Origin of the sequence: Streptomyces sp. NPDC050509 (assembly GCF_044457965.1) — a bacterium.
In the GTDB taxonomy this organism is placed as follows: Bacteria; Actinomycetota; Actinomycetes; order Streptomycetales; family Streptomycetaceae; genus Streptomyces.
This window is the reverse complement of record NZ_JBITHL010000001.1, coordinates 319831-345886: the sequence shown is the minus strand read 5'-3', so window position 1 is coordinate 345886 and position 26056 is coordinate 319831. Positions and strand designations below refer to the sequence as shown.

Genomic DNA, 26056 nt, shown 5'->3' with positions numbered 1-26056 from the left:
GCGGGCGAATCACCCCTACTAGGCTTCCGCCGTGAACGACACCGCACATGGCATACGGATCAGGCCGGGCGCCCTCGCCGACGCGACGGCCGTTCTGGACATGCTCGACTCCGCGGTGGTCTGGATGAACGGGCGTGGCAACACCGAGCAGTGGGGCACGACACCGTATTCGCGCAAGCCCGGCGGGGTGGCGCGGGTGGAGCGGTACATGACGGAGAACGCCCCGTACCTCGCGGAGCTGGACGGGACACCGGTCGGAGCACTGGTGCTGGACTCCGGCCCCAGCCCGCAGATGCCGATCGCACCGGCCGGGGAACCTGAGCGGTACGTGCGCCTGCTGGTCTCCGATCGACGGTACGCGGGCCGGGGCATCGGGGCGGCACTGCTGGCCCACGCCGCCGAGGAGACCCGGCGGGCCGGTGTGGAGCTGCTGCGGGTCGACTGCTGGGCGGGCGGCGGGGGCGAACTGGTCGCGTTCTACGAGCGCAACGGCTTCGCCCCCACCGACCCCTTCCTGTCCGGTACCTGGCCGGGACAGGTGCTGGCCCGGCGGGTCGGCTGACGGCGAGGGCGGCGTGCGGATGATCGCCGCCACGATGGCGGGTGCCGGGAGCGACCTGGCCGTCACGGTGGAGCCCCGGAACCAGCGCCGCCGCGCTCGCCCGGCTCGCCACCCGCGGTACGTGACCTCAGCTCACCGCCGCTCGCGTCTCCGGGTCGCGAGGGGGGCGCGGCGAGCGCAGTATGAGATGACCTGGCGGCGATTGGAGTACACGGTGATCCTCATCGGCATCATCCTGCTTGTGATCGGCTTCGTGGCCGGCATCTCCGTCCTGTGGACCATCGGGATCATCCTGGTCGCGATCGGCGCGATCCTGTGGGTGCTGGGCGCGCTCGGGCATGCGGTGGGAGGCAGGCGCCACTACTGGTGACCCGCGGAGTCGGAACGGGTGATGCTCAAGGACACGGACCTCAGCCCGCCCGTGTTCTTGAGCATGCGTGTCTACGGGGCCGTCGCACCGGCACCACGTGTTCCGTCCCGGCGCAGAGCTTGGCGGACGGCCCAGAGCACGGAGACCAGCGGCACCGCCACCACGGCTCCGATCACACCGGCTCCGATCGCGCCCCCGATCACCGAGAGCGCCACCACGACCGGATGCAGGCGGACGGCCCAGCTCATCACGAGCGGCTGCAGCAGATGGCCTTCGATCTGGCCGATGATCACGATCAGCGCGATCACGACAGCCGCCACGACCGGGCCCTTCAACGCCAGGGCGACCACCGCCGCGATGGCCAGGGCGATCGGTGAACCGACCAGCGGAACGAAGGTGGCGAAGAACTCCAGCAACGCCAGGGGAAGCACCAGCGGCACGCCGAGGACGAACAGGGCCAGTCCGACGAGTACGGCGTTGGTCGCGGCCACCAGGACGATGCCGTGGGTGTATCCGATGAACGTCCCCCATGCCGTACGACCCGCGATCTCCACCCGTCCGCGCGCCGCGGCCGGCAGTTGATCACAGAACCAACGCCACTGACGTTCGCCCGAGTAGATGAAGAAGACCGAGCAGAAGACCGCCAGGGCGAACACGGTCAGCACCTCGATCAGGCGGCCCACGCCAGTGAGCGCGGTGCTGATCAGGGCGGACCGATGACTGGACAGGAACTGCCCCGTCCGGGCCCGGACATCGGTCAGCGCCCTGGGGTCCAGCCGGAACGGCGGCCGTTCGAGCCAGCGCTCGATCCTGGAGAGGCCGTCGCCGAACTGCTGCTCCAGACCGGCCATTTCCGCGGCCACCACCTCGCCGACCAGGGACAGCACGCCGAGGAACAGGACGATGCTGCAGAGGAGTGCCACGGCGACGGCGAGTGACCGCGGCATCGCCCGTGCCAGGAAGTCCGCCACCGGGCGCAGCATCGCGGCGCCGACCAGCCCGAGGAAGACCGCCACGACGAGGTCGTGGAACCGTCCCAGGACGACGAGTACGCCGTACACGACGGCCGCCACCAGAAGGATCCGCCAGGCGTAGGCGGCGCTCTTCTGCAGCGCCGGGGCCACGCGCGGCTCCCTCGCCGGCCCGGCCGCCGTGCGCCGCGCCCTGGGCTGCCGGGCCGCGGGGCCGCGGGGGCGGCGCGGTGCCCGGCGGGGGACCGCACGGATCCGGCGCCGCCGCCCGTCGCTCGGGAGGCCGGGATCCGGGATGTCGGGCTGCTGGTGCGATCGCCTGGGCATTCCTTGCTGGTATCAGACGACGGCACGTCCTCCCGGTTCCCGCGACCGCGTGCGCGAGAAGTCACCCCCACAGGCGGATCGCCGGGGCCTGCCGGGGCGGACGGCCTCCAGGGAACCGGACCAACACCTCGGCCTGAACCGGGCACAACCATCCGTGCCGCTCGCGGGTCACATCAAGTGGGAGTAACCCGCTCCCAAGGACACAAGGGGGAAATATGAGAATCACCCGTAATGTCGCGACCGCCGGAGCGCTCACCGCGCTGGCGGTGGGTGCCGCGACCGTGTTCAGTCCGACCGCCTCCGCCGCACCCAATGTCACACCGCAGGGCGTCTGCGGCAGCGCCTACAAGACGGTGAACTCGGCGCCCGTCGGCTCTCTGGGCACCGTCTACCTGACGTACAACTCCTCCAACGGAAAGAACTGCGTCGCGACCATCCGGGCCAACCCGGGTAAGGCCGTGCACGTCTCCACGTACGTCTACGTTCTCGCCACGGACGAGTGGGCCGAGGACTCCGGGATCTACACGTCGTACGCGGGGCCGGGCTACGTCTACGGCAAGGGCTACTGCGTGAGCTGGGGCGGCAACATCGACAACGTGTACGTGTCGGTGGAGAACTCCAACTGCGCCGCGCTGAAGGAGCACCGGGTCACCGAAGTCCGCTGACCCGGTTCATCGCCCGGCTCCGAGTTCCCGCGCCGCAGCCCGCGGCCCGGGATCTTGGGGCGGGCCACCGTTCTGTTTACGCCCCGCCGCCCTTGGATCCCGCGTCGCCCTCCTGGTGGCGGGCGCGATAGTTGGCGACGTTCAGGCGATTGCCGCACAGGTTGGGCATGCAGTAGCGCCGGCGGCCGGCCTTGCTGGTGTCGATGAACAAGCCGGAGCACACCGGTGAGGCGCAGGGCCGGAAGCGGTCGTGGCCGAGAGTGCGCACCACGCCGAGCAGCCCCGTTCCCACGAAGGCGCCGAGCTCCTCGGCCACGGAGGCCCCGGGACCGGTGGCGACGTGCCACTGCCAGGACCCGTCGGTGTCCCGCAGCAGCCTGAGCCCGGCGGACGCCCGCGCCGTGAGCCTGTTCGCCCCCTCGACGACCTGGTCCTCCTCTTCGGCTTCCAGCAGGGCGCGCGTTTCCTGGCGGAGCGCGTGTACCTGGGCGAGGTCGTCGGCGGTCGGCGGGCCGCCCCCGGCCAGGGCGTCGAGCCGTACCTCGTGTTCGTCGAGAAAACGCGCCAACGCGCCCGGATCCGTGAGGACTTCACCCAGGCTGGTCTGGACGAGGGCTGAGGTGTTGACGAGGTCGGTGGCTGCACCGGCGCCCTGCGTGTAACTGGAAAAAAGTACCTTCACGCCTTACTCCATGCTACGGTAATGAGAGAAAGCCGATTATACCCGTTAGCCCGGTAGGGGGTGTGGAGTCGAGGCACGGCTCGCGCGCTCCACCCCTGGATACGACCCGTAAGGGGAACGTCATGGATACCGCAGCTCTCCTCGCCTACCTCGACGGCCGGCAGATACGTTGGCGGCTCACCCTCGACGCGTGCCTGGAGGCGGCGGACCAGGGCCCCCGTGCGCAGTTGCTCGCGGTCTTCGACGCCCTCCACGAGTGGGCCCACGCGTCGTCCGACGGATTCCGCAGCAACGCGTTCGTCCATGCCCAGTTCGCACTGGCGGGGCCCGACAGTACGATCCGGGCCGTCGTCGCCCGGCACAAGTGTGTGCTGCGCGGCCGGATGCTGGCGCTCGCCGAAGCCACCGGTGCGCCCGACCCCGGCCTCCTGGTGGACCAGCTCCTGCTGATCTTCGAAGGCGCGGCGGCCACGCACTCGCTGGGCAACGTCAGCGAGGCCGCGGACAAGGCGCACCGGACAGCTCGGCAACTCATCGCCGCCGCTACACCACAGCCCATCGATGCCTTCTGGCTCGGCAGGGCCGAGAGCGCCGGAGGCGGCGAGTTCTGAGCGGGCCGACGTCCTGGAAAGGTACGTCAGCTCACGGTGAGCGTGTGCAGCAGGTTGTTGTAGCCGGTGGACGCCTCCCACGTGCCCTGGTTGGCGAGCCTGATGGAGTACTCGGGCCGCTGCGAGAGCTGCGGGTCGGGGAGGTTGAGCAGCATGCTGTAGCTGCCCGCCGGGAGGCTGGCCGGCAGGGTCACGGTCCGGTCGACCGTGGTGGTGGTGCCGGCCGCCCAGCTCCGCGGATCACCGGTCAGCGGGAGCCGGTACACCTGGGACGTGGAGGTGTTGCGCAGGACCAGTTCGAGACCGCGCGGATTGAACGGCGCGGCGAACCCGTCGTTCTTGACGGTGAATTGCACTGGCAGGGAGCCACCCTTGGTCGCCGTGCTCGGGTAGGTCCCGTTCTGCAGGGCGAACCGGTAGCCCAGATTACGGGTGATCTCGGGCAGGCAGCCGCCGCTCCGCCAGCCGCTGATGACGTTCGGCTCGTAGTCGGTGTTGAGATACGACCAGTGGAACATCTTCAGCTCGGAGAGCGTGGTCGGACAGCTCGTCCGCGGCGTGTTGACTCCGCAGGTCTCGCCGCCCATCGCGAGATAGGACGTCTCGGCCGCCAGATAGGGGTATTCGACGGCGGGGTTCTCGTAGGTGCCGTAGTCGTCGGGGCTGGCGAGGAAGCAGTCGTTGTGGTGGCCGAGCCGGGCGGCCGTCGAGCCGTTGTACGCCTGGCCGGCCGGCAGCGCGGTCGTGCCGTACATCGTCCGCTTGTACTTGGGGGTGCGCAGTTGCACCATGCGGTTCGAGGGCAGCGAGCTGAGCGTCTTGTCGACGACGGCCTTGCGGTTGGCCCAGTCGGCCGTGGACACATTGCCCGCGTCGCCGAAGTTCTTGGTGTAGTACCCCTCGCCCCAGGCGCCGACGAAACCGGCCTGCACGACGTAGATCACATCGCTGTTCGCGCCGAGGTACGGCGCCAACTGGTCCAGATGGGCGAGGACCCGGTCCTTGGTGGCGTCGGCGCCGTCCGCGGACTCGGTGTAGGCGAACCGGACGATCGTCTTGACGCCGGCGCTCCGTGCGGCGTCGAACTGCCGCTGGAGCCGGTCCAGCGCGCTCTGGCTGATGGCGCTGTTCTTGAACTCGGCCAGGTAGAAGACGCACATCACCAGCGAGATGCCCTCGTTGGTGCGGTAACTCCGCAGGGTGGCCGAGCTGAAGTCGTTCTTGTCGCAGCTGTCCGTGTGGTGGTAGAAGCCGCGCTCGGGGTTGGCGAAGGTGTCGGTGGTCTGGGGATACGTCACCGAAGCGGCGCTCGCGCCGGTCTCCCCGTCCACCCGGGCGACCTGGGCGGAGACGGGGGAGGCGCCGACGAGCAGCGCGCTCAGCAGCCCCATCGCGGTGAGGCTCTTGGTGAGCGAAGGTCGGAGGTGGGGTCTCTTCATCGCGGAGATTCCTGTCCTGGAGTCCTGTGGAGGGCCCGGCCGTACGACGGCCGGGAGTACGGGGGAGGGGAGAGGGACGGAGGGGACGGTGAGCGAGCGGAGGGGAGGGGAGGGTTGGGCAGCAGGTCAGCCCTTGACGCCGGTGTGTGCGATCCCCTGGATGAACTGGCGCTGGAGTAGCACGAAGACGGCGATCATGGGCAGCGAGGCGAGCAGGGAGCCGGCCATCAGCACGGGGTAGTCGGTCTGGAACTGCCCCTGAAGCGTGGTCAGTCCCGCTGAGAGTGTCATCTTCTCCGGATCGGTGTTGACCACCAGTGGCCAGAACAGATCATTCCACGACCAGAGCAGCGCGAGTACGGACAGGGCGATCACCCCGGGACGGGCCAGGGGCAGCATGACGGACCAGTAGATCCGCAGCGGCCCGGCGCCGTCGAGGCGTGCCGCCTCCTCCAGCTCCCGGGGCAGACCGAGGAAGAACTGCCGCAGGAGGAAGACGCCGAACGCGCTGAACATCCCCGGCACGACGATGGCCTGGAGGGTGTTGAGCCAGCCGAGGGACGCCATGATCTCGTACTGCGGGAGGATGAAGAGCTGCGGCGGCACCATCAGTACCGACAGGAAGAGCCCGAAGAGCACCCCGCGTCCGGGGAAGCGGAGCCGGGCGAACGCGTAGGCGGCCAGGGGGCAGAGCAGGATCTGCCCGGCGGTACGGCCCGCCGCCATCAGCGCGGTGTTGAGGAACTGGTCACCGAACGGCAGCAGGTCGAACATCCGGCCGTAGTTCTCCCAGCGGCCCTCGGGCAGGAGCGACGGCGGGACCCGGGTGGCCTGGGAGAGGGACTTCAGCGAGGTGACGATCTGCCAGACGAAGGGGGCGACCATCACCAGGGAGGCGGGGATCAGCACGGCGTGCGTCCCGAAGTGGGACCGGGAGGACCGGGACCGGGAGGACCGGGACCGGGAGGACCGGGACCGGGACGGAGACCGCTCCCGCGACCGGGACCCGTTGGACCCGTGGGACCCGTACCGGGACAGGTCGGCTTGCGGACGGGCCTCAGCCATAGTGCACCCATCTCTTCTGGAGCCGGAACTGAAGGGCGGTCAGGGCGATGATGAGGAACAGCAGCGCGATCACGATCGCGGCGGCGTAGCCGCGGTCGTTGGTGATGAAGGCCCGGTCGTAGAAGAGCTGGACGACCGTCTCCAGCCGGGGGAACGCCGGGTTCGCCCGCCCCGTCTGGCCCGAGCCCACCAGCACGTAGACCAGGTCGAAGAGTTGCAGGGAGCCGATCACCGAGATGACCGAGACGAAGAACGCGGTGGGCGAGATCAGCGGGAGTGTGATCCTGAAGAACTGCCGGACCGGGCCCGCGCCGTCGATGGCGGCGGCGTCGTAGTACTCCTTGGGGATCGCCTGCATCCCCGCCAGGAAGATGATCAAGTTGTAGCCGAGGCTGCTCCAGACCCCCACCACGACCAGCGCGAACAGCGCGGTGTCGGGGTCGGAGATCCAGTGGGGCCCGTCGATTCCGACCAGCGACAGCGCATGGTTGATCAGCCCGTAATCGCCGTTGTACAGCCACCGCCAGAGCATGGCGATGGCCACCGGCATGGTGACGACGGGCAGGAAGAACAGGGTGCGGTAGATCCCCGTACCGCGCAGCCCCTCCCGGTTGAGGAGTGCGGCGAAGACGATGGCGAGGGGGATCGCGACCAGCCCCAGCACGGTGTACAGCACCGTGTTGACCAGGGACTGCCCGAACTCCGGGTCGTTCAGGAGACGGTGGTAGTTGTCGAAGCCGCTCCAGGTGTGTCCGCCGAACGCCCCCCACTTGGTGAACGAGAAGTAGCCGGTCTGCACGACGGGCCACAGATAGAAGACGGCGAGCCCCAGACCGGCGGGCGCGATGAACGCGTACCCCCACAGGGCCTCGACCACCCGGTCCCGGCGGGCGGGACGGCTGCCGGGGGACTTCCGCCGGGGTGCGGGGGATGGTCTCTCGCTCCGGGCCCCCGGTTTGCTGATGATCGTCATCTCACTCCTCGGCGAGCAGGTCGTTCATCGCCGCCGCGAGCGCGGCGGATGCCTCGCCGACCGTCTGCTCGCCGGCCCACGCCTGGGTGAGATACGTGAGTTCGGCCTGGTTCCAGGCGGCTGTGTTCTTCGACACGGGGAAGGGCACCGCGTAGTCGACGGCGTCCAGGAAGGTCGTGAGCCTGAACTGCGGATGGGCCTTCACCCACGCGTCCTGAGTGCCGTCGCGCGCCGGGAGCGGACCGCTGCGGCCGAGGGCGAGGGCCGCCTTCTCGGAGCCGAGGAATTCGACGAACTCCGTGGCCTCGCGGGGATGGGCGGTTCCGGCCGAGACGACATTGGCCACCCCGTGGATGACGCTCGCTCGTCTCTCGCCCCTGGGCAGCGGCGCCGCGTCGACCTTGTCCTTGGTGTACTCGTTCGCGGAGAACTCACCCGCGTTCCAGGAACCGCCCCAGTACATGGCGATCTTGCCCGCCTCGAACAACTGGATGGGGGACGTGTCGGTCATGGTCCGCAGATCGGGCGAGTGTTTTCTCTCGATCAGATCGGTCCAGAAGGTGAGCCCTTCGACGGTCCTCTGATCGTCGTAGCCGGACTTCCCGCCGTCGGGGGAGACGACGTAACCGCCCGCCTGGGCGATGGTGTTGTACTGGTACTCCTGGAAGCTGGTCAGCGCGGCGGCGGTGCCGTACACGCCCTTCTCCGGGTCGGTCAGCCTGGCCGCCGCGCTGTTGAAGTCGCTCCAGGTCCAGTCGTCCGCGGGATGCTCGACGCCCTTGGCGTCGAAGAGCGCCTTGTTGTACCAGACCCCGACCGTGTCCATGTCCTTGGGAAGCCCGTAGAGCTTCCCCTCGTACGTGTACAGATCCATCAGGGGCTTCGGGTAGGCGGCGAGGTCGATCCCGTCCTCGGTGAACTCCTCGCCCAGCGGCCGGATCACCCCGTTGGACGCGTAGAGCTGGAACTGGGGGCCGTTCATCCAGAAGACGTCGGGCGCCGAACCGCCGGTGACAGCCGTCTTGAGCTTGTTCCAGTAGTCGGGCCACGGGGTGAGCTGCACATGGACCGTCACCTTCGGGTGCGTCCTGGTGAACTCCCGCCCCAACTCCTCCAGCACCTTCTTCTGGTTGATGTCCCAGACCGCGTACGACAGTTCGGCCTTCCCGTTGTCGTCGGCGCCCCCGGAGCCACTTCCGCTCGAACAGCCGGAGGCCGCCAGAACCACCCCCAGCAGAGCCGCACAGAGACGCGCAGACCTCTTCCCCATCCCCGGACCTCCTCGAAGTTGTACTAATCATGGAGACCAGGGAAAGTAAGTCAAGACCTCGGTTGCGTTACGGGCACGGCTCCCGGCGCGATCCGTACGCACATCACGCACATCACGCACATCACACCCATCACGCGCCGCCACGCGGTCAGCGGCGGCCCGACAGGAAACTCTCGGGCGGGGCGATCTCCCCCGACGCGCGCAGGCCGCGGTCGACATGGTCCAGCGCGAGCCGCAGCGCCCCCAGGGCGACGCCCTCGTCCCCAAAACCGGAGACCCTGACCTCAGGGGTACGGATGCACCAGCGGTCCAGTTCGCGCCGCAGCGGTTCGACGATGAGGTCGGCCGAACGGGAGAACCCGCCCCCGACCACCACCAGTTCGGGATCGAGCGTGAGCACGAGGGCGGAGGCGCCGACGGCGATGTCGCGGACATAGCGGCGTACGGCCGCCTGGGCCTTGCGGTCGCCGTCGCGGGCCGCCCGGAAGACATCCTCCGGGGCCGGGTGCGGATCGCCGTCCCCGTCGCCGCCGGGCGAACCGCCCGACCAGGACCGCAGATGCCCCGGGGCCCGCGTCCAGCCGGCCGCGGGCAGCGCCCCGATCTCGCCCGCCGCGTTCCCGAACCCCCGGTGGAGCTTCCCGTCGATGATCAGGCCGGTGCCCGTGCGCAACCCCGCCAGCAGGAACACCACATCCTTGGCGTGCCGGGCCACACCGCGCCAGGACTCCGCCAGCGCCGCGAGCTTGCTGTCGTTCTCCACCAGGATCGGTCCCGCCACCAACCGCCCGACATGGGCGGCGACATCGAGCCCCGTCCACTCGGGCAGCGCCTCCGACAGCATCACCCGGCCCGTCCCGTCGACCAGCCCCGTCGTGGCCACCCCGGTCACCCATACCCCGGTGGCGGACGCGCCCGACCCGGCCAGCGCCGCGCCGACCGCCTCGTCCACGGCGGCCAGCCGTGCGGTGCGCCCCATCGACGGGGTGACGGCCACCCGGGCGCTGTGCTGGACCTCGCCGTCCAGATCCGCCACCAGGGCCAGCACCTTGTGGCCGCCGATGTCGACGCCGAGCACCCGGCCCGCGTCCGCGCGGAAGCGGTAGCGGCGTGCGGGGCGCCCCACCGTGCCCGCAGCCGGCGCGACCTCCTCCACCCAGCCGCGCTCCAGCAACTCCCGGACCACGTCCTCGGTGGACGCCCGCGACAGGCCCGTACGCCCGGCGATCTCGGTGAGCGTGAGGGCCGGTTCGCCGCGCAGGGCTCCGATCGCGGCCAGCGCGTTGAGCCTGCGGAGCTGGGAGAGATCTCCCCCGCCCGGATTTTCGGTCATGACACACCCTTGAGCTCGACCTCGAAACGGCCAATAATAAGGGACTCCTGCGTAACTCTCGAAGGGATCCCATGTCTGCGGTGACTCTAGCCCTCGTCGGTTCCGGCCTGCGCGGGCAGTCCTACGCGCGTCACGCGGTGGCGTCCGGCATGGGGCGCGTGACCGCCGTGGCCGAGCCGGACCCGTACCGCAGGGCAGCCGCCGCGGCCGAGTTCGGGGTGCCGGCCGAGCGGGTGTACACGGACTGGACCGAGTTGGCGCAGCACCCCCGGGTGGCCGAAGCGGCGGTCGTCGCCACCCAGGACCAACTGCACATCGGCCCGGCGGTGCGTCTGGCCGACCTCGGCTACCACATCCTGCTCGAAAAGCCGATGGCCACCAGCGAACAGGACGCCGTCGCGATCGCCGAGGCCGCCGAGCGCAACAAGATCCTGCTGGCCGTCTGCCATGTGCTGCGCTACACCCCGTACACCCGGACACTGCGGGAGCTGCTGGAGTCCGGCGCCATCGGCCGCCTCGTCAGCGTCCAGCATCTGGAGCCGGTCGGCTGGTGGCACCACGCCCACTCCTTCGTACGCGGGAACTGGCGGCGCCAGGACACCTCGGCTCCCATGCTGCTGACCAAGTCCTGCCACGACATCGACTGGCTGATCCATCTCCTCGGCGAACTGCCCGACCGCGTCACCTCGTTCGGCGGGCTGACCCACTTCCGTGCGGAGGAACGGCCGGAGGGGGCGGCGGACCGGTGCCTCGACTGCCCGTTGGAGCCGAGCTGCCCGTACTCGGCGAAGCGGCTCTACCTCGGCTGCCTCGGCAACCCGGACGACGAGTTCTGGCCGCTGTCGGCGGTCACCGAGGAACACACCGAGCGGGCGGTGCTCGACGCCCTCCGCACGGGTCCGTACGGCCGGTGTGTGTACGCCTGCGACAACGACGTGGTCGACCACCAGGTCGTCAACATGGAGTTTCCCTCCGGCGCCACCTGCTCCTTCACCATGAGCGCCTTCACCCCCATGGAGCACCGCCGCACCCGGCTGCTCGGGACGCACGGCTTCGTCGACGGGGACGGGCACACCCTGCGGGTGGTCGACTTCCGTACCGGCGAGGAGCGGACCGTCGACGCCGGTACGGACACGGGCGCCTCGGCGGGACCGTCCGCCGAGGACGGGCACGGCGGGGGCGACGAGGCCCTGACCGAAGCCTTCCTGACCGCCGTCTCCACCGGCGACGCCTCGACACTGCGCTCCGACGCCGCCGAAAGCCTGGCCACCCACCGGGTGGTGTGGGCCGCGGAACGCGCCAGGGTCACCGGCACGGTCGTCCGGTTGGACGACGTCGTCCATCTGACGAGCGCGTGACGCGGACATCACCCGACGGACATCACCCGACGGTCAACACCGACGGACGTCACCCGAGCGGTACCGGTGGCTCGCGGCACGTGCCGCGAGCCACCGGCGTGGCAGTCGGCCGCGGTCAGCCGCGCGTGGTGTCGTCCGGCGCGGTGAGGTCGGCGCAGGTGGTGGCCGGGCTCTTGTCCTTGGCGAGGAAGATGGTCTGCGCCATCATCCGGTATCCCGACATTCCCTCGCGCAGGGTCTCGATGGACTCCTCCGGGTGTACGGAATCGATCACCGCGTTCGGGCCCACCGCGTTGAACTGGTGTGACACCCCGCGCGGTATCTGCATGTCCACCCAGGAGTTCGGCGGCACGATCACGTTGTGCCGGAGCCGGTCCACCCCGGTGGGCGTACCGGGCAGCGCGTCGGTGAACGTGCTCAGCGCACCGGACCAGCCCGCCGCGGGCCGCACGGCGATCGGGGACAGGCTCGACACCCGGATCGTGGTCCCGGGACCGGTCATCATCCGCACGAACCGCAGCCCGGTGTGCAGATGCATACGCGAGCAGATGTCGCGCTCGGCGGTGTCGTAGAAGTCCATCAGATAGCGGTCGGCGAAGAAGCCCTCGAAGGGGGGCTCCAGCATGAAGACATCGCCTTCCTCGAACTCCTGGGCCTGCTTGAGCGCGCCGTCCGGGGTCGGGCTCGCCTCCTCCTCCCGGTGCGCCGCCCGTACCAGACCGGCGAGGGCGTCGACCACGGCCAGGGCGACGTCCGGCGGCAGGGTCACCACCGGGGTCAGCCGGTTCCGGCCGGGATCCTGGTGGTGCCGGACGTCGAGGATCTCGTCCTCGACGTCCGGGGACTGCTTCATCCGGCCGGTCGTTTCCGTACCCAGGGTCATCCAGTTACTCCCGTGTGCTTGTTCGTTCGGAATCCGGCGTTCGTTCGGGATCCGGCTGCCGTGCCCACAGCACGCCGCCCGCGTCGTGCCGCCCGGCGCGGAGTACCGAGCAGCCCGCCGTAGGGAATCCCCGCTCACGCAGCAGAGTCAACCGCGTCCAGCGATCCGTCCCGCCGCCTTCGGCGGAACCGCCCAGGAAAGCCAGGAGCGGCCCCAGCGGCCAGACGGGTCCGTCGGCCGCGGGCCCGTGCGGAAGGACGAGCAGCGCGCCGCCGCCGAAGCGTGCTTCGGTGCCGAACGGTACCGGTGGCCCCTCGTACCCGTGGCGGGCCGCCACGTCCGCGGCGAGTTCTCCGTGCACCGCCAGGGGCCACTCGGTGAGCAGCGTCCTGTGCCAGCGGGCCTTGGCCCGGGACAGCTCCGCGTCGTCCTCGTCGTGCCAGTGCTCCCGCAGGAAGTCGAAGGCGCCGAGGACGGCGTCGTCGCCCGCTCGCGGGTGGTCACCGGACCGCTGCGCGGCCAGCGCGCGCAGGCCGGGGTCCTCGGCGCCCGAGCGCAGCAGGTGGTGGGCGGTGGCCGCGGCATGGCGCAGCAGCCGGTCGTACCGTGCGGGGGCCAGCCGGCGTGCGGCCAGGGCCCGGCTCATCGCCGTGCGCCGGGGCTTGCCGGTGGAGGTCGAGAGGAACCCGCCGAACTGGAACGCCGTCGGGCGCAGCGGTGCCCGCTCGTACAGTTCGCGTACGGCGGAGACCGGCTGCCGGGTGGCGATCAGCCCGATGTCCTGGCCGAGTGCGGGTTCGTCCACCGCGACAGCGGCGAACCGGCCGGACAGGCCCGCCCGGCGCCAGCCCTGTTCGAGGTCGAGCGGGTAGTGCTTCTCCCCGCCCCGGTTGACGCGCTCACCGGTGCGGCCACGCAGCACCAGCAGTCCGTCGCGGAGTTCGCCCAGATCGCCGGTGCGCAGCCAGCCGTCCTCGGTGACCGTGGCGGCGGTCGTACGGCTGTCCTGCCAGTAGCCGCTCATCAGGTCCGGGGTCCTGATCCACACCTCGCCGGACTCCAGCCGCAGTTCGGTGTCCGGCAGCGGCGCCCCGACCGGGGGTACGTGCTCCAGGTACTGGTCGCGGAACTCGGCGTCGTCGAGCCGGGGCATGGTGAAGCTGAAGTTGACCGCCTCGGTCAGGCCGTAGCCCTGCCGCAGGCGCGGGCCGTACCTGCGGTGGAAGCGGCGGGCGAGGTCGCTGGTCAGCGGGGCGGCGGCGGTGATCAGGTACTCCAGTCCCTCCGGCCAGTCGGGGCCGGCCTCCAGCAGGTCCGTCAGCAGGGCGGGCACGATGGACGCGGTCCTCGCCCCGCCGGCGCCCAGTGCGGCGAAGTAGTCGGCCGGGTCGAAGGTGGCCTGGAGGGTCAGCGGAGTGCCGGTGAGGTGCGTGCCGAGCAGGGACATGACCAGCGCGTTGCAGTGGTACAGCGGGAGGCAGGTCCCGTGCGGACGGCCCGGTGTCAGCCCGTGCAGCGCCGCGGTCCTGGACGCGTTGCCCCGTACCGCCCGCCGGCTGAGCATGACCCCCTTCTGCGGACCGGTGGAGCCCGAGGTGAACATGATGAACGCGAGGTCGTCCGTCGGCCCGTGGAGGTCGGGCAGGCCGGTGCGGTGCGGCCCGCGGACGTCCACCAGGGCCGTCGCACAGACGCGTTCGGCGATGTCCGCCACCGCCCGGTCGGTGGCGCGCGGGTGGAGGGGGACCGCGACGAGCCCATGGTCGAAACAGGCGAGCAGGGTGTCCGCCAGCGCACGGCCGTTCGGCAGCCGTACCACCACCCGCGCACCCGCGGGCAGTTCGGCGAGCGCGCGGACCGGGCCTCGCGGGCCGGGCGGTCCTTCCGGGTCGTACCGGGGGGCGCCGGTGCCGGTCAACGCGACCTCCTCAGCAGCTCGCGGAGGTGGACCCCGACGTCGTCCACATGCCGCGACTGCATCACCTGGTGGTGGGGCGCGGTGACTTGACGGACTGTCAGGTCGCCTCCGGTGTGGGGCCGCCACCGTTCGTGGTGCGGTACGCGGCGTCGCGTACCGGCGCCCGTCCCCGCTTCGACGTACGTGGTGTCTCCCGGGTAGCGCGGTGGCCGGTAGGTCCGGGTGAGCCTGTCGTTGTGGCGCGACACCGCGATGACACGGCTGATGTCGTCCGTGGTGAGCCGGGCGAACACGCTGCCTTCCCGGTGCAGCAGCGCCGAGACGGTGCCGAAGTCGAGGTCCGCGGAGGCGAAGCGCTCGTCGTCGAGCCCCGCGGCCGTCAGCAGCACCCGGAAGACCCGCTGGTCGTCGACGGGCTGTTCCGGTCCGGCTCCGGTGCCCGCGACGGTGTCCACCAGGAACAGGGCTCCGGCCGGTTCGCCGAGTTCGCGCAGACGGACCGCCATCGCGTGCGCCACGAGGCCCCCGAAGGACCAGCCGACCAGATGGTACGGGCCGCCGGGGCGGACCGAACGCAGCAGGTCCACGTAGCGCTCGGCCATCGCCTCGACGGTGCCGGGCAGATCCGTCACCCCGCCGGGGCCCTCGGCCTGGATCCCGTACACCGGATGGTCCCGGTCGATGTGCCGCAACAGCCCCGAGTACAGCCAACTGATCCCGCTGAGCGGATGGACGCAGAACACCGGCGTTGCCGGGCCGCCGGTCCGGAACGGCACGAGGTGCGCGGGTGCGCCCGTGGCCGGTGCCCGGTCCAGCAGCAGGCTCAGCGCGGCGGGGGTGGCCGCCTCGAAGACGTCCCGGATCGCCGGCTCCAGCCCGAGCACGGTCCGTATCCGATCGGTCAGCCGGGCCGCCAGGAGCGAGTGCCCGCCCAGCTCGAAGAAACTGTCGCCGGGTCCGACCCGGCGCAGATCCAGCACCTCGGCGAAGAGTTCGCACATCAGATGTTCGCGGAGGCTCGAAGGCGGCGCCGCATCGCCGACGGACGCCCAGTCCGGTTCGGGCAGTTGGTCGCGCAGCAGCTTTCCGTTGGCGCTGAGGGGGATCTCGTCCAGGGCGAGCAGACGGGCGGGCACCATGTGGTCCGGCAGGTGCCGGGCCAGATGCGCGCCCACCGAGCGCAGGTCGACGCCGGCGGGGACGACGTAACCGACCAGACGGCGGTCGTCGGCCTTCCGGTCGTGTACGGCCACCGCGGCCGCCTCGACGCCCTCGTGACGGGTCAGCACGGCCTCGATCTCACCCGGCTCGACGCGATGACCCCGGATCTTCACCTGGTCGTCGGTCCTGCCGTGGAAGCGCAGCACGCCGTCGGGGGTCCAGGACGCGAGATCGCCGGTGCGGTACATCCGCCGTCCCGCCGGGCCGAAGGGATCCGGGACGAAGCGGGTCGCGGTCAGCCCCGGCCGGTGCAGGTAGCCGGTGGCCACGCCCGCGCCGGCCACGTACAGCTCGCCGGTCACGCCCGGTGGCACCGGCCGCAGCCTGGCGTCGAGCACGTAGCACCGGGTGTTCCACAGGGGACGTCCGAGGGGCACGGTGGCGGTCGTCACGCGGCCGACCGGGTGGGTGGTGGACCAGACCGTGGTCTCGGTCGGGCCGTAACAGGCCAGCAGGGACGCCGTGAGACCGGTCAGTGTCCCGGCCAGCTCCGGCGGTACGGGTTCGCCACCGACGACCGCGCGGATATGGCGCAGCCGGTCGGGACGCCGGGCGGCCAGGGCCTGCCACAGCGAGGGGGTCGCCTGCATCACGGTGACCTGGTGCCGGTCGAGCAGGGCGGACAGTTCGTCGGGGTCCCGCAGCGCGCCCTGCGCGGCGAGCACCATCGTGGCACCGGTGACCAGCGGGAGGTACAGCTCCGGCTGGGACATGTCGAAGCTCGCGGGCGCGGCGGCCAGGACGCGGTCATCGGCCCCGACCGCCAGCCGCTCCCGGAGGGCGAGCACCAGGTTCGTCAGCGCGCTGTGGGGCACGACCACTCCCTTCGGCCGCCCGGTGGATCCCGAGGTGTACGTCACGTACGCCGTGGTCTCCGGTACGGACGCCGGGTCCTCGGACCCGGCGCTGAAGCCGAGTACGTCGCCGTCCCGCACCACCAGCAGGGGGCGGGCGTCCGCCAGCAGCGCCGCGATCCGCCGGGGCGGCAGCGCGGGGTCGACCGGCAGATAGGCGGCGCCGACCGACTGGACCGCGACGAGGGCGGCGGGCAGGTCGGGGCCGCGCCCGAGCTCCAGCGCGATCAGGCTGCCGGGGCCGGCCCCGCGGGCGCTGAGCTCCGCCGCGACACGGGCCGCCCGTTCGGACAGCTCCCGGTAGGTGAGCACGGTCTCCCCGTGCCGTACGGCCGGTGCGTCGGGAACGCGGAGCACCTGGGCCGCGAACAGCTCGGCCACGGTGGTCCCAGGCACGTCGTGGGCGGTGGCGTTCCAGCGGCCGATCATCCGTTCGCGCTCACCGGCGACGAGAACCGGGAGATCGGCGATCCGGCGGTGCGGCTCCGCCACCACCGCCCTCAGGAGCTGTTCCAGCCGCGCGAGCAGCAGCCGGGCGGAGACCGGGGTGAACAGCTCGGTGTCGTACTCCAGCAGGCCCTCGACCCCGGCTTCCGCACCGCGGTCCGTGTGGCGCCGGCGCAGGCTCCACAGCAGGTCCATGCGTGACGCGCCGCCGTGCGCGGCGAGCGGCTCCACCCGCAGCCCCGGCAGGTCGAACTCCACGGGCGGCGTGTCCTGGAAGGCCAGCATCACCTGGAAGACGGGATGGCCGGACAGCGAGCGCGGCGGGTTCACCGCCTCGACCACCTGCTCGAAGGGCACCTCCTGGTGGGCGAACGCGTCGAGGTCGGTGGTCCGGACCCGCTCCAGCAACTCGGCGAACGTCGGTGTGCCTCTGAGGTCGGTGCGCAGCACCACCGTGTTGACGAAGCAGCCGACCGTGTCGTGCAGCTCCGCGTCGTGCCGCCCGGCCACCGGGGTGCCGATGGGGATGTCCTCACCGGCGCCGAGCCGGTTCAGCAGCACCGCGATCGCGGCGTGCGTCACCATGAACAGGCTGGTGCCGGTGGACCGCGCGAGCCGGGCCAGCCCCGCGTGGAGGCCGGCGTCCAGCGCGAATTCGACGGTCTCCCCACGATGCGCGGACACCGGCGGCCTCGCGTGGTCGAACGGCAGCGGCAGCGCCTCAGGCGCCCCGCGCAGCGTCTGCGTCCAGTACGCGATGCCGGGGCGGAGGTCGAGGTCGCGCTGCCAGAGGGCGTAGTCCGCGTACGGCAGGGGCCGGCTCGTCCACCGAGGGGCCTCGCCCGCCACGCGGGCCCGGTAGGCGCTGGACAGGTCGCGGGCCAGCGGAGCCAGTGACCAGCCGTCGGCGGCGATGTGGTGCAGCAGGATCAGCAGGACGTACCGCTCGGGCGCGGTCTCCAAGAGCAGGACACGGAGGGGGAGTTCGGCGGCGAGGTCGAAGACGTGGGTCGCCGCGTCGGCGAGCAGGCCCGGCAGCTCGGCCTCCGAGGTGGTCACCGTCCCGAACGGCAGCTCCGCGGCCGTGCCGATGCGCTGGTAGGGCTCGCCGTCGATCTCGGTGACGGTGGTACGCAGGCTCTCGTGCCGGACGACTACGTCGCCGAGGGCCGCGCGCAGGTGTTCCGCCGCCAGAGGGCCGCTCAGCCGGACCGCGAAGGACATGTTGTAGACCGCGTTGGGCCCGGCGAACCGGCTGAAGAACCACAGCCGGCGCTGCGCGGGGGAGAGCGGGATCCGCTCCGGCCGCGTGGCCGCGACGAGCCGGGCGCGCGGTGCGCCCGCGGGCTCCGGCAGGCGCCGCGCCAGCTCGGCGACGACGGGAGCGTCGAACAGGGTACGGATGCTCAGCTCGCGGCCGGTCTCCGCCCGCACCCGGTTGATCAGGCGGGTGGCCAGCAGGGAATGCCCGCCCAGATCGAAGAAACTGTCCTCCGCGCCGACCTCGGGAACCCCCAGGGTCTCGGCGAACAGCCCGCACAGGAGCCGTTCCCGCTCGGTCGCGGGCGGCCGGCTCACCGGCAGCGCGGACTCCGGTCGGGGCAGGGCTCCGCGGTCCAGCTTGCCGTTGCCTGTCAGCGGGATCGCGTCGACCGGGAGGACGAACGCGGGCACCATGTGCGCGGGCAGGACCGTACGGGCGTACGCGCGCAGCTCGGCGGGGTCCTGCTCCCCGCCGAACACGGCGTAGCAGAGCAGTCTGCCGCCGTCGGAGTCCGGGTCGGCGAGCACCACGGCACGCTCCACGGCGGGGTGCCGTTCGAGGACCCGCTCGATCTCCCCGGGCTCGATCCGGTAACCGCGGATCTTCACCTGCTGGTCCGTCCGGCCCAGATACTCCAGCGCGCCGTCGGTCCGCCGCCGCGCGAGGTCACCGGAGCGGTACATCCGGGCGCCGGGCGCGCCGAAGGGATCGGCGACGAAACGGCTCGCGGTGAGCCCGGGCCGTCCCAGATACCCGCGCGTCACCCCGGGACCGGCCACGTAGATCTCGCCGGGACAGCCCGGCGGGACCGGCCGCAGCGCGTGGTCCAGCAGGTGCAGGCGCAGATCGGGCAGGGCGGTGCCGACGAGACCGGCTCGCTCGTCGGGATCGGTCAGCTCGGCGAAGGTCGCGTGCACGGTCGTCTCGGTGATCCCGTACATGTTGACGAGCCCCGGCCGGCCGGGGCCGTGCCAGGAACGGATACGGGAGAGCTCCAGCGCCTCCCCGGCGAACACGACGACCCGCAGCGCCGGCAGCCCGCCGCCCGGCTCCGCCTCTGCGCCCGCCCCGGCCTCGGCCTCCGCCTCGGCCCGCATGAGCTGGTAGAAGGCCGAGGGAGTCTGGCTCAGCGCGGTCACCCGCTCCCGGGCGAGCAGCGCCAGCAGGTCCCGCGGCGACCTGGCGACATCGTCCGGGACGACCACGAGGCGGCCCCCGCGGCCCAGCGCCGTCCACAGCTCCCACACCGAGACGTCGAAGGCGTAGGAGTGGAACAACGTGTGCACGTCGTCGTCACCGAAACCGAACCGGCTGTCGGTCACCGCGAGCAGCCGCCCGACGTTGTGGTGCGACACCACGACACCCTTGGGGGTCCCGGTGGAGCCCGAGGTGTGGATCACGTAGGCGACGCTGTCGGGGTCCACGACCACCCCGAGATCGTCCGCCGGACCGGCGGCGGCCGGGTCGGTGCCGTCGAGCACGAGCTGCTGACGGTCCCCGTCGATCGGTGTGTGCGTCACGACGAGTACGGGATCGGCGGCGGCCAGCACCTGCCGTACGCGCTCCTCGGGGTGGGCCGGGTCCAGGGGCAGATAGCCGGCCCCCGACTTCAGCACGGCCAGCACCGCGACCACGAGGTCCGTGGAACGCCCCAGCACCAGGGCCACCAGACGTTCGGGACCGGCCCCGCGCGCGACGAGGAGCCGCGCGAGGCGGTTCGCCCGCGCGTTGAGCTCCTGGTACGACAGGGTGGTGTCCCCGCAGGTGAGGGCCGGGGCCGTCGGCCGCCGCCGCACCTGCGCCTCGAACAGCGCGGGCAGCGCGACCGGGTCGGGTTCCGCCGCGGGGCCCTTCGGGGTGTCCCGCTCGTCGGGCAGCAGCAGGTCGAGCCGGCCCAGGGGCGCCCGCGGATCCGCGCCGATCCGGTGGAGCAGTGCGGTCAGGCGGTCGAGGAGACGGCGGGCTCCCTCCTCGTCGAACAGCTCGGTGCTGTGGTCGAGGCGCAGCCGCAGCCGGTCGCCCGGCATGGCGATGAGCGTCAGCGGGTAGTGCGTGCCGTCCCGCCCCTGGACGTCCCGGAGCTCCAGGCCGGGCACGAGCGCGCGCAGTCCGTCCTCGTCCACGGGATAGTTCTCGAAGACCACGACGGTGTCGAAGAGTTCGGTGTGCCCGGCGATCGACTGGAGCCGCGTCAGGTCGGCGTGCTGGTGGTCCAGCATGGACAGGTGCTGGGCGCGCAGGTCGGCGAGGGTCTCGGCGACCGACCGGCGCGGGTCGAGGCGGACCCGTACGGGGATCGTGTTGATCAGCAGGCCGACGATGTGCTCCGCACCGGGCAGCTCCGCGGGCCTGCCGGAGACCGTCGCGCCGAACACCACGTCGTCACGGCCGGTCAGGGCGCCGAGCAGGACCGCCCACGCCAGTTGCACGACGACGTTGGCGGTCAGTCCGTACTGCCGCGCCACGGCGTCGACCCGCGCACTCGTGGCGCCGTCCAGCTCGGCCGTCAGCCCCCGCCGGGCCGCGGCCGAACCACTCCGTCCCGCCCCGGCGACGAGCGTCGGACCGTCCACCGAGGACAGCAGTGCGCGCCAGGCGGCCTCGTCCGCGCGGGAGTCCCTCGTGGACAGCCAGTCGAGGAAGTCGCGGTACGGCGTGGCGGGCGGCAGCGCGTGACCGGCGTAGAGCGAGAACAACTCCTTGACCAGGATGGGCATGGACCAGCCGTCCAGCAGGAGGTGGTGCGTGGTCAGCACGAAGGTGTGCCGCTCGCCGCCACGGTGCAGCAGCGCCGCGCGCACCAGGGGAGGGCGGGCGAGGTCGAAGCGCCGCCCCCGGTCGGAGTCGAGGAAGCGATCGAGGTCCTCGTGCGCGGGCAACTCCTGCCACTCCACGGTGAAATCCGGTTCGACCACCTGTACGGGACGTCCCGACGGGCTCTGCCGGACGCCCGCGGAGAGCTGGGGGTGACGCTGGAGCAGCCGGTGGAGCGCGTCCCGCAGCGCGGCGGGGTCCAGCGCTCCGCCGAGCTCGAAGACGAACTGCACGAGGTACGGGTCGGCCCCGTCGTGGTCGTAGAGCGAGTGGAACAGCAGGCCCTGCGCCAGCGGGGGCAGCGGCAGCTCCCCGGTCGCCCGGGCGCGGCCCCGGTGCGCCAGCGCCGTCAGCACGTCGAACCACCGCTGCCCGAGGTCGGCGACCCGCGCCTCGGCGAGCAGTTCACCGGCCCAGGACCAGTGCGCCACCAGCCGGGGGCCGTCCGCGTGATCGGTGATGACCGTGTCGAGCGTCACGGTGTGGCTCATCGCGAGCCCGCCACCGGTCGGCGGGCCGAGCACGGTGGCATCGGCCGGCACGGTGGCATCGGCCCGCACCGCCCAGTCGCCGCCACCCACGTCGAAGCGGCCCAGATAGTTGAACGCGAACTGCGGCGAAGGCCGGGCGGCCAGCACCGGACCGCTCTGCGGGTTGAGATGACGCAGCAGTCCGTACGCCAGCCCCTTGCGTGCGGCGTCCCGCGCGCAGGACCGCACCGTGGCCACCGCGCCGTCCAGCGCGGTCGGATCCGCGCGGGCGTCCGCCCAGGAGCAGCCGGGATCGAGCACCACGGGGAACAGGGTGGTGAACCAGCCCACCGTGCGGGACAGGTCCAAGTCGGTGGCGAACTCCTCGCGCCCGTGGCCTTCGAGGTCCACCAGCAGCGCGTCGGGTCCGTCCCGCCAGTCGGCGCAGGCCAGCGCGAACGCGGTCAGGAGCAGTTCGTTCACCGAGCAGTCGAAGGCCGCGGTCGCGTCGGTGACCAAGGCGGCGGTGAGCGCGCCGGGCAGGGAGGCGGAATGCCGGCGCCGGGTGTCCTCGGTGTCCACCGCGCCGTCCAGGGCGCGTTCGGCGACGGGGGGATCCTCGGGCGCCGTGCGCCAGCGGGCGAAATCGTCGAGCACGGACGCGTGATGCGCGTGGTGCACCAGGGCCCTCGCCCACTGGGCGAAGGACGTTCCGGTCGGTTGCAGCCGGGGCGTGTCCCCGTTCCGTACGGCGTCCCAGGCGACGCGGAGGTCGTCCCGGATGATGCGCCAGGAGACACCGTCGACACTGAGGTGGTGCACCGTGAGGGTCAGCTCACCCCGCTCTCCCGGCCCGGGATCCGACCACCTCGCGTGCACCATCTGCCCGTGCTCGGGGGAGAGCACCGCGCCCGGCTGGTTCCACCCGACGGCGGCGCCCGGCAGAACGTCGAGCGACCACAGCGTGTTCACCGTGGTCAGGGAGAGCCGCAGCATGTCGTGGTGGTCGACCAGCGCCCGCACCACCGCGCGCACCTGCGCCTCGGTCATGTCCGCCGGAGTACGTACGGTCAGGGACTGGACGAAGCCGTCGATCGGGCCGCCGCGCTCGCGCAGCCAGTGCATGATGGGCGTCAGCGGGACCGTGGGATCGTCCTCGTCGCCCGGCCAGGACCGGAACCCCGATGCCTTCCCCGCGCCGACACCGACACCGCCGGCACCGCCGACAACGACGCCGACACCGACGGCGAGGCCGGCGACGGTGGGTGTGCGGAACACGTCCGGGGTGCTGATGGCCAGACCGGCCCGCCGCGCCGCCCCGGCGAGCTGGATCGCCTTGATGCTGTCACCGCCGAGCCGGAAGAAGTCCTGGTCGAGCGGGACCTCCGCCAGGCCGAGGACATCACGGAACAGCTCGGCCAGTTGGTGCTCCGCGGGGGTGCGCGGCGCCCGTGCCGGGCCGGCGCTCCCGGTGTCCGGAGCGGGCAGCGCGGTCCGGTCGAGCTTGCCGTTGCGGGTCAGCGGCAGCCGGTCCACCGCCACCACGGCCGACGGCACCATGTACGGGGGCAGCCGCCGCGCCACCGCACCGAGCAGCGACGTCGTCTCACCCGACGCGGCCACGTAGGAGACCAACTGCCGTACCCCCGGCCGGTCCTCGCGCAGGACGGTCGCGGCCTGCCGTACGCCGGGCCCGGCCAGCAGGGCGGCATCGATCTCCCCCAGCTCGATCCGGTAGCCGCGCAGCTTGATCTGTCCGTCGGCCCGCCCGGCGAACTCCAGCCGCCCGTCGTGGTTCCAGCGGGCGAGGTCGCCCGTACGGTAGACGCGCGCGCCGGGCGGGCCGGAGGGGTCGGGCACGAAGCGCTCGGCGGTCGCGACCGCCCGGCCGAGGTAGCCGCGCGCGACGCCCACGCCCCCGAGGTACAGCTCGCCCACCACACCGGGTGGCACCGGCCGCAGCGCGTCGTCGAGTATCAGCACCCGCTTGCCGTCCAGCGGCGCGCCGATCGGGACCGGGCCGGTGTCCTCGGGAACCTCCCCGACGGCGTACCGGGTCGCGAACACCGTGGTCTCGGTGGGCCCGTACCCGTTGACGACGGTGAGTTCCGGCAGCGCGGACCGTACGGCGCGTACCGCGGCCGGGGACACCACATCACCACCGGTCCAGACCTGGCGTATCCCGGCGAGGCACGCGGGGTCCTCCGCGGCGATCGCGTGGAACAGGCCCGCGGTCAGCCACAGCCCGGTGATCCCGGTGGTGGCCGTGATCCGGGACAGTCCGGCCGGGTCCAGCCGTCCCGGCGCGGCGACGACCACCTCACCGCCGGTCAGCAACGGAACCCACAGCTCCAGGTTGAACGCGTCGAAGGCGTGCGGCGAGTGCAGCAGCACCCGGTCCGTGCCGCCCTCGGACCACCACCGGTCCGCGGCGAGCCCGGCCAGGTTGCCCTGGGTGATCGCCACCCCCTTGGGCCGTCCCGTGGAGCCGGAGGTGAACATCACGCACGCCAGCGCTTCCGGCGTGAGGCGCGGCTCCGGGGCTCCGGTTCCCCTCGCCCGTACGTCCATCCGCCGCACGCCCCGGTCATGGGCCGACGCGACGACGCGGTCCTCTTCGGTCCTCCGGTCGGTGAGCAGCACCCGCGCGCCCGCGTCGGACAGCGTCGCCTCCTGCCGGGCGAGCGCGTCGTCCCGCTGCAACGGGACATAGGCCGCGCCCGTCCGCACCACCGCGAGCACCGCGACGACCAGATCCACCGACCGTTCGAGCAGCAGGGCGACCGTCCGCTCGGGGCCCGCGCCGACCGCGGCGAGTTCGGCGGCCAGCGCCGAACTCCGCGCGTCCAGTTCGCGGTAGGTGAGCCGCTCACCGGTCTCGACCGAGCGCACCGCGAACGCCTCGGGCGTGCGGCGTGCCTGCTCGGCGAACCCGCCGACGGCCGTGCCGGTGGACGCGTCGGACGTACGGTGACCGGTGCCCAGAGCGGCGCTGCGCAGGCGCTCCGGCGCGGTGGTCGCCGGGATCCGCGCCAGCGGCGTGTCCCGGTCGGCCCCCGCCGTCTGCCACAGCAGGTGCAGGAAGCGGTCGGCGATATCGTGCAGCAGTTCCTCGCCGTGGTTGGCGGGATTGGCGTCGAAGTCGAGGCGCAGCACGCCGTCGCCGCGGTCGTAGGCGACGATCGAGAGATCCTCCGACGGTGGCGCCTGGAGGTTGTGGACGGTCGCGGTCGCCGGGCCGAACCGCAGCGGCCGGTCGAAGCGCTGGATGTTGAGCACCGGACCGAAGAACTTCCGGCCGTCCTCGGGATATCCCAGGTCACGCCGTAGACGCTCACCCCGGTAGCGCTGGTGACTGCGCACCAGCCGCAGTTCGTCGGCCACCTGGTCGAGCAGGGCCCCGACGGTGGCCGCCGGATCGACGCGCAGCCGCAGCGGGACGACGTTGGCCGACATCGCGGGTACGGTCCTGGCGAGTTCCGGCGGGCGGCCCGCGACCGGCAGGCTCAGCACGACATCACGGCTACCGGTCACCGCGTGCAGGTGGACCGCGGTCGCCGCGGTGAGCAGCCGGGTCCAGCGGTGCCCGAGCCGCCGCGCGCCGGCCCGCAGTTCGGCGAACTCCGCCGCCGGCAGCACCCTGGTCAGCCGCAGCGAGCGAGCCGCGGCCGGGGCCGGACGGCTGCCGAGGCTCAGGACATCGGGCCGCCCGGCCAGCCGGTCCAGCCACCACTGCCGGTCGGCGGTGTGATCGGCGCCGTCCCGGTAGGCGGCCTCGGCCCGCACCAGGGGGAGGAGCCCGGTCCAGCCGCTCGCCGGAACAGCACGCCCGTCGTGCAGACACCCGTAGATCTCGGCGACGCGTTCGGCGAACAGGGCCATGCCGGCGCCGTCGAGAGCGATGTGGTGAACCCGGTGGAACACCAGCGTGCGCTCGTCGGTGACGCGGAGCACGGCTCCCAGGAACAACGGCCCGGCGTCGCTGTCCCCGGCCTCGGCCATGGAGGCCCGCATCCACTCCCGTGCGGCGGTCTCCGGGTCGGACGCTCCCCGCAGGTCGACCACGTCGACGGTGTGCTCCGGGTCCGGGAGAGGCCGTTGCACCGGCAAATGGCCTGTTGTCTCGGTGACATGGACGTGGAGCGCCTCGCAGTCGGCCGCCGCCCCGGTGACCGCGGCGGCCACGAGGTGGGCGTCGACCGGGCCGTCCAGGACGAGATACTCCGCCCACTGGTAGGCGCCGGGACGGCCGAGCCCGGCACGCTCCGCGAGCCAGACCCCGAGCTGGGCATCGGAAAGTTGCAGTTCAGGGCGGTTTTCGGGCATGGGCTTGAGCATCCCCATCGGTCTTGCCGGCACTGCGCCGGCGACTGCCGTCGGATGTGGTCGACTTGATCAAGAAGCGGACCGCCCCATCGAAACACGAAAGGCAATGAAAGAGTAAAGAGTCGACAATATGTTCCATCTCACGTTTGCCGGGGACCCGGTGAACTTGCTGGTGGGAAGGCGGAAATGCGCGCGTGGCCTGAAAAATCAAACCGGATCCAACCGGATCCGAC

15 protein-coding genes are annotated in these 26056 nt (G+C 71.9%); 5 read left to right on the top strand and 10 right to left on the bottom strand.

The genetic code is table 11. From position 1 onward, the window contains the following. The first annotated feature begins 31 nt into the window (after nucleotides 1-31). Both ACIBJC_RS01235 and ACIBJC_RS01230 read left to right on the top strand, forming a co-directional pair. Nucleotides 32-562, top strand: a complete 531-nt coding sequence (locus ACIBJC_RS01235; RefSeq protein ID WP_399286039.1) for a GNAT family N-acetyltransferase — start codon at nucleotides 32-34, stop codon at nucleotides 560-562. Nucleotides 563-776: 214 nt separating this feature from the next. Further along, a complete protein-coding gene (locus ACIBJC_RS01230; protein WP_399288031.1) occupies nucleotides 777-932 on the top strand; it encodes a DUF6131 family protein in 156 nt (51 codons plus the stop codon). A 71-nt stretch (nucleotides 933-1003) separates the two neighbouring features. On the opposite strand, the gene ACIBJC_RS01225 is transcribed toward ACIBJC_RS01230, so the two are convergent. After that, nucleotides 1004-2056 (bottom strand): AI-2E family transporter, encoded by a 1053-nt coding sequence (locus ACIBJC_RS01225; RefSeq protein WP_399286037.1) that lies wholly within the window; start codon nucleotides 2054-2056, stop codon nucleotides 1004-1006. A gap of 389 nt (nucleotides 2057-2445) precedes the next feature. Between ACIBJC_RS01225 and ACIBJC_RS01220 the strand changes: the two genes are divergently transcribed. Then, complete coding sequence (locus ACIBJC_RS01220; RefSeq protein ID WP_399286035.1) at nucleotides 2446-2895, top strand: spore-associated protein; 450 nt, start codon at nucleotides 2446-2448, stop codon at nucleotides 2893-2895. Nucleotides 2896-2971: 76 nt separating this feature from the next. Here the strand turns inward: ACIBJC_RS01220 and ACIBJC_RS01215 are convergent, their stop codons facing one another. After that, nucleotides 2972-3577: a CGNR zinc finger domain-containing protein gene (locus tag ACIBJC_RS01215; RefSeq protein WP_399286033.1), complete on the bottom strand. Its 606-nt coding sequence runs from the start codon at nucleotides 3575-3577 to the stop codon at nucleotides 2972-2974. Nucleotides 3578-3699: 122 nt separating this feature from the next. Here ACIBJC_RS01215 and ACIBJC_RS01210 point away from each other — a divergent pair, with 122 nt between their 5' ends. Then, nucleotides 3700-4188: a hypothetical protein gene (locus ACIBJC_RS01210; protein WP_399286031.1), complete on the top strand. Its 489-nt coding sequence runs from the start codon at nucleotides 3700-3702 to the stop codon at nucleotides 4186-4188. Nucleotides 4189-4214: 26 nt separating this feature from the next. Here ACIBJC_RS01210 and ACIBJC_RS01205 read toward each other — a convergent pair whose 3' ends face one another. From ACIBJC_RS01205 to ACIBJC_RS01185, 5 genes are all read right to left on the bottom strand, one after another. Further along, complete coding sequence (locus ACIBJC_RS01205) at nucleotides 4215-5627, bottom strand: DUF4832 domain-containing protein (RefSeq protein WP_399286029.1); 1413 nt, start codon at nucleotides 5625-5627, stop codon at nucleotides 4215-4217. A gap of 126 nt (nucleotides 5628-5753) precedes the next feature. Next, nucleotides 5754-6536: a carbohydrate ABC transporter permease gene (locus ACIBJC_RS01200; RefSeq protein WP_399286027.1), complete on the bottom strand. Its 783-nt coding sequence runs from the start codon at nucleotides 6534-6536 to the stop codon at nucleotides 5754-5756. Between the two features lie 148 nt (nucleotides 6537-6684). Then, nucleotides 6685-7665, bottom strand: a complete 981-nt coding sequence (locus ACIBJC_RS01195) for a carbohydrate ABC transporter permease (protein WP_399286025.1) — start codon at nucleotides 7663-7665, stop codon at nucleotides 6685-6687. 1 nt (nucleotide 7666) lies between these two features. Next, a complete protein-coding gene (locus ACIBJC_RS01190; protein ID WP_399286023.1) occupies nucleotides 7667-8935 on the bottom strand; it encodes an ABC transporter substrate-binding protein in 1269 nt (422 codons plus the stop codon). 148 nt (nucleotides 8936-9083) lie between these two features. Then, the gene (locus ACIBJC_RS01185) at nucleotides 9084-10268 is read right to left on the bottom strand and encodes an ROK family transcriptional regulator (RefSeq protein WP_399286021.1); all 1185 of its coding nucleotides are present in this window, start codon (nucleotides 10266-10268) and stop codon (nucleotides 9084-9086) included. Between the two features lie 71 nt (nucleotides 10269-10339). On the opposite strand from ACIBJC_RS01185, the gene ACIBJC_RS01180 reads away from it, so the two are divergent. Further along, nucleotides 10340-11626 carry a Gfo/Idh/MocA family protein gene (locus ACIBJC_RS01180; protein ID WP_399286019.1) on the top strand — a complete coding sequence of 429 codons (1287 nt, stop codon included), beginning with the start codon at nucleotides 10340-10342 and terminating at the stop codon, nucleotides 11624-11626. A 115-nt stretch (nucleotides 11627-11741) separates the two neighbouring features. On the opposite strand, the gene ACIBJC_RS01175 is transcribed toward ACIBJC_RS01180, so the two are convergent. The 3 genes from ACIBJC_RS01175 to ACIBJC_RS01165 are packed head-to-tail and all read right to left on the bottom strand — an operon-like array spanning nucleotide 11742 to nucleotide 25823. Beyond that, complete coding sequence (locus ACIBJC_RS01175; protein ID WP_399286017.1) at nucleotides 11742-12509, bottom strand: hypothetical protein; 768 nt, start codon at nucleotides 12507-12509, stop codon at nucleotides 11742-11744. 4 nt (nucleotides 12510-12513) lie between these two features. Then, a complete protein-coding gene (locus ACIBJC_RS01170) occupies nucleotides 12514-14427 on the bottom strand; it encodes a class I adenylate-forming enzyme family protein (protein ID WP_399286015.1) in 1914 nt (637 codons plus the stop codon). Next, on the bottom strand, nucleotides 14424-25823 hold the full coding sequence (locus tag ACIBJC_RS01165) for an amino acid adenylation domain-containing protein (protein ID WP_399286013.1): 11400 nt from the start codon (nucleotides 25821-25823) through the stop codon (nucleotides 14424-14426). Before ACIBJC_RS01165 ends, ACIBJC_RS01170 begins: the two co-directional genes overlap by 4 nt. Nucleotides 25824-26056 lie beyond the last annotated feature (233 nt).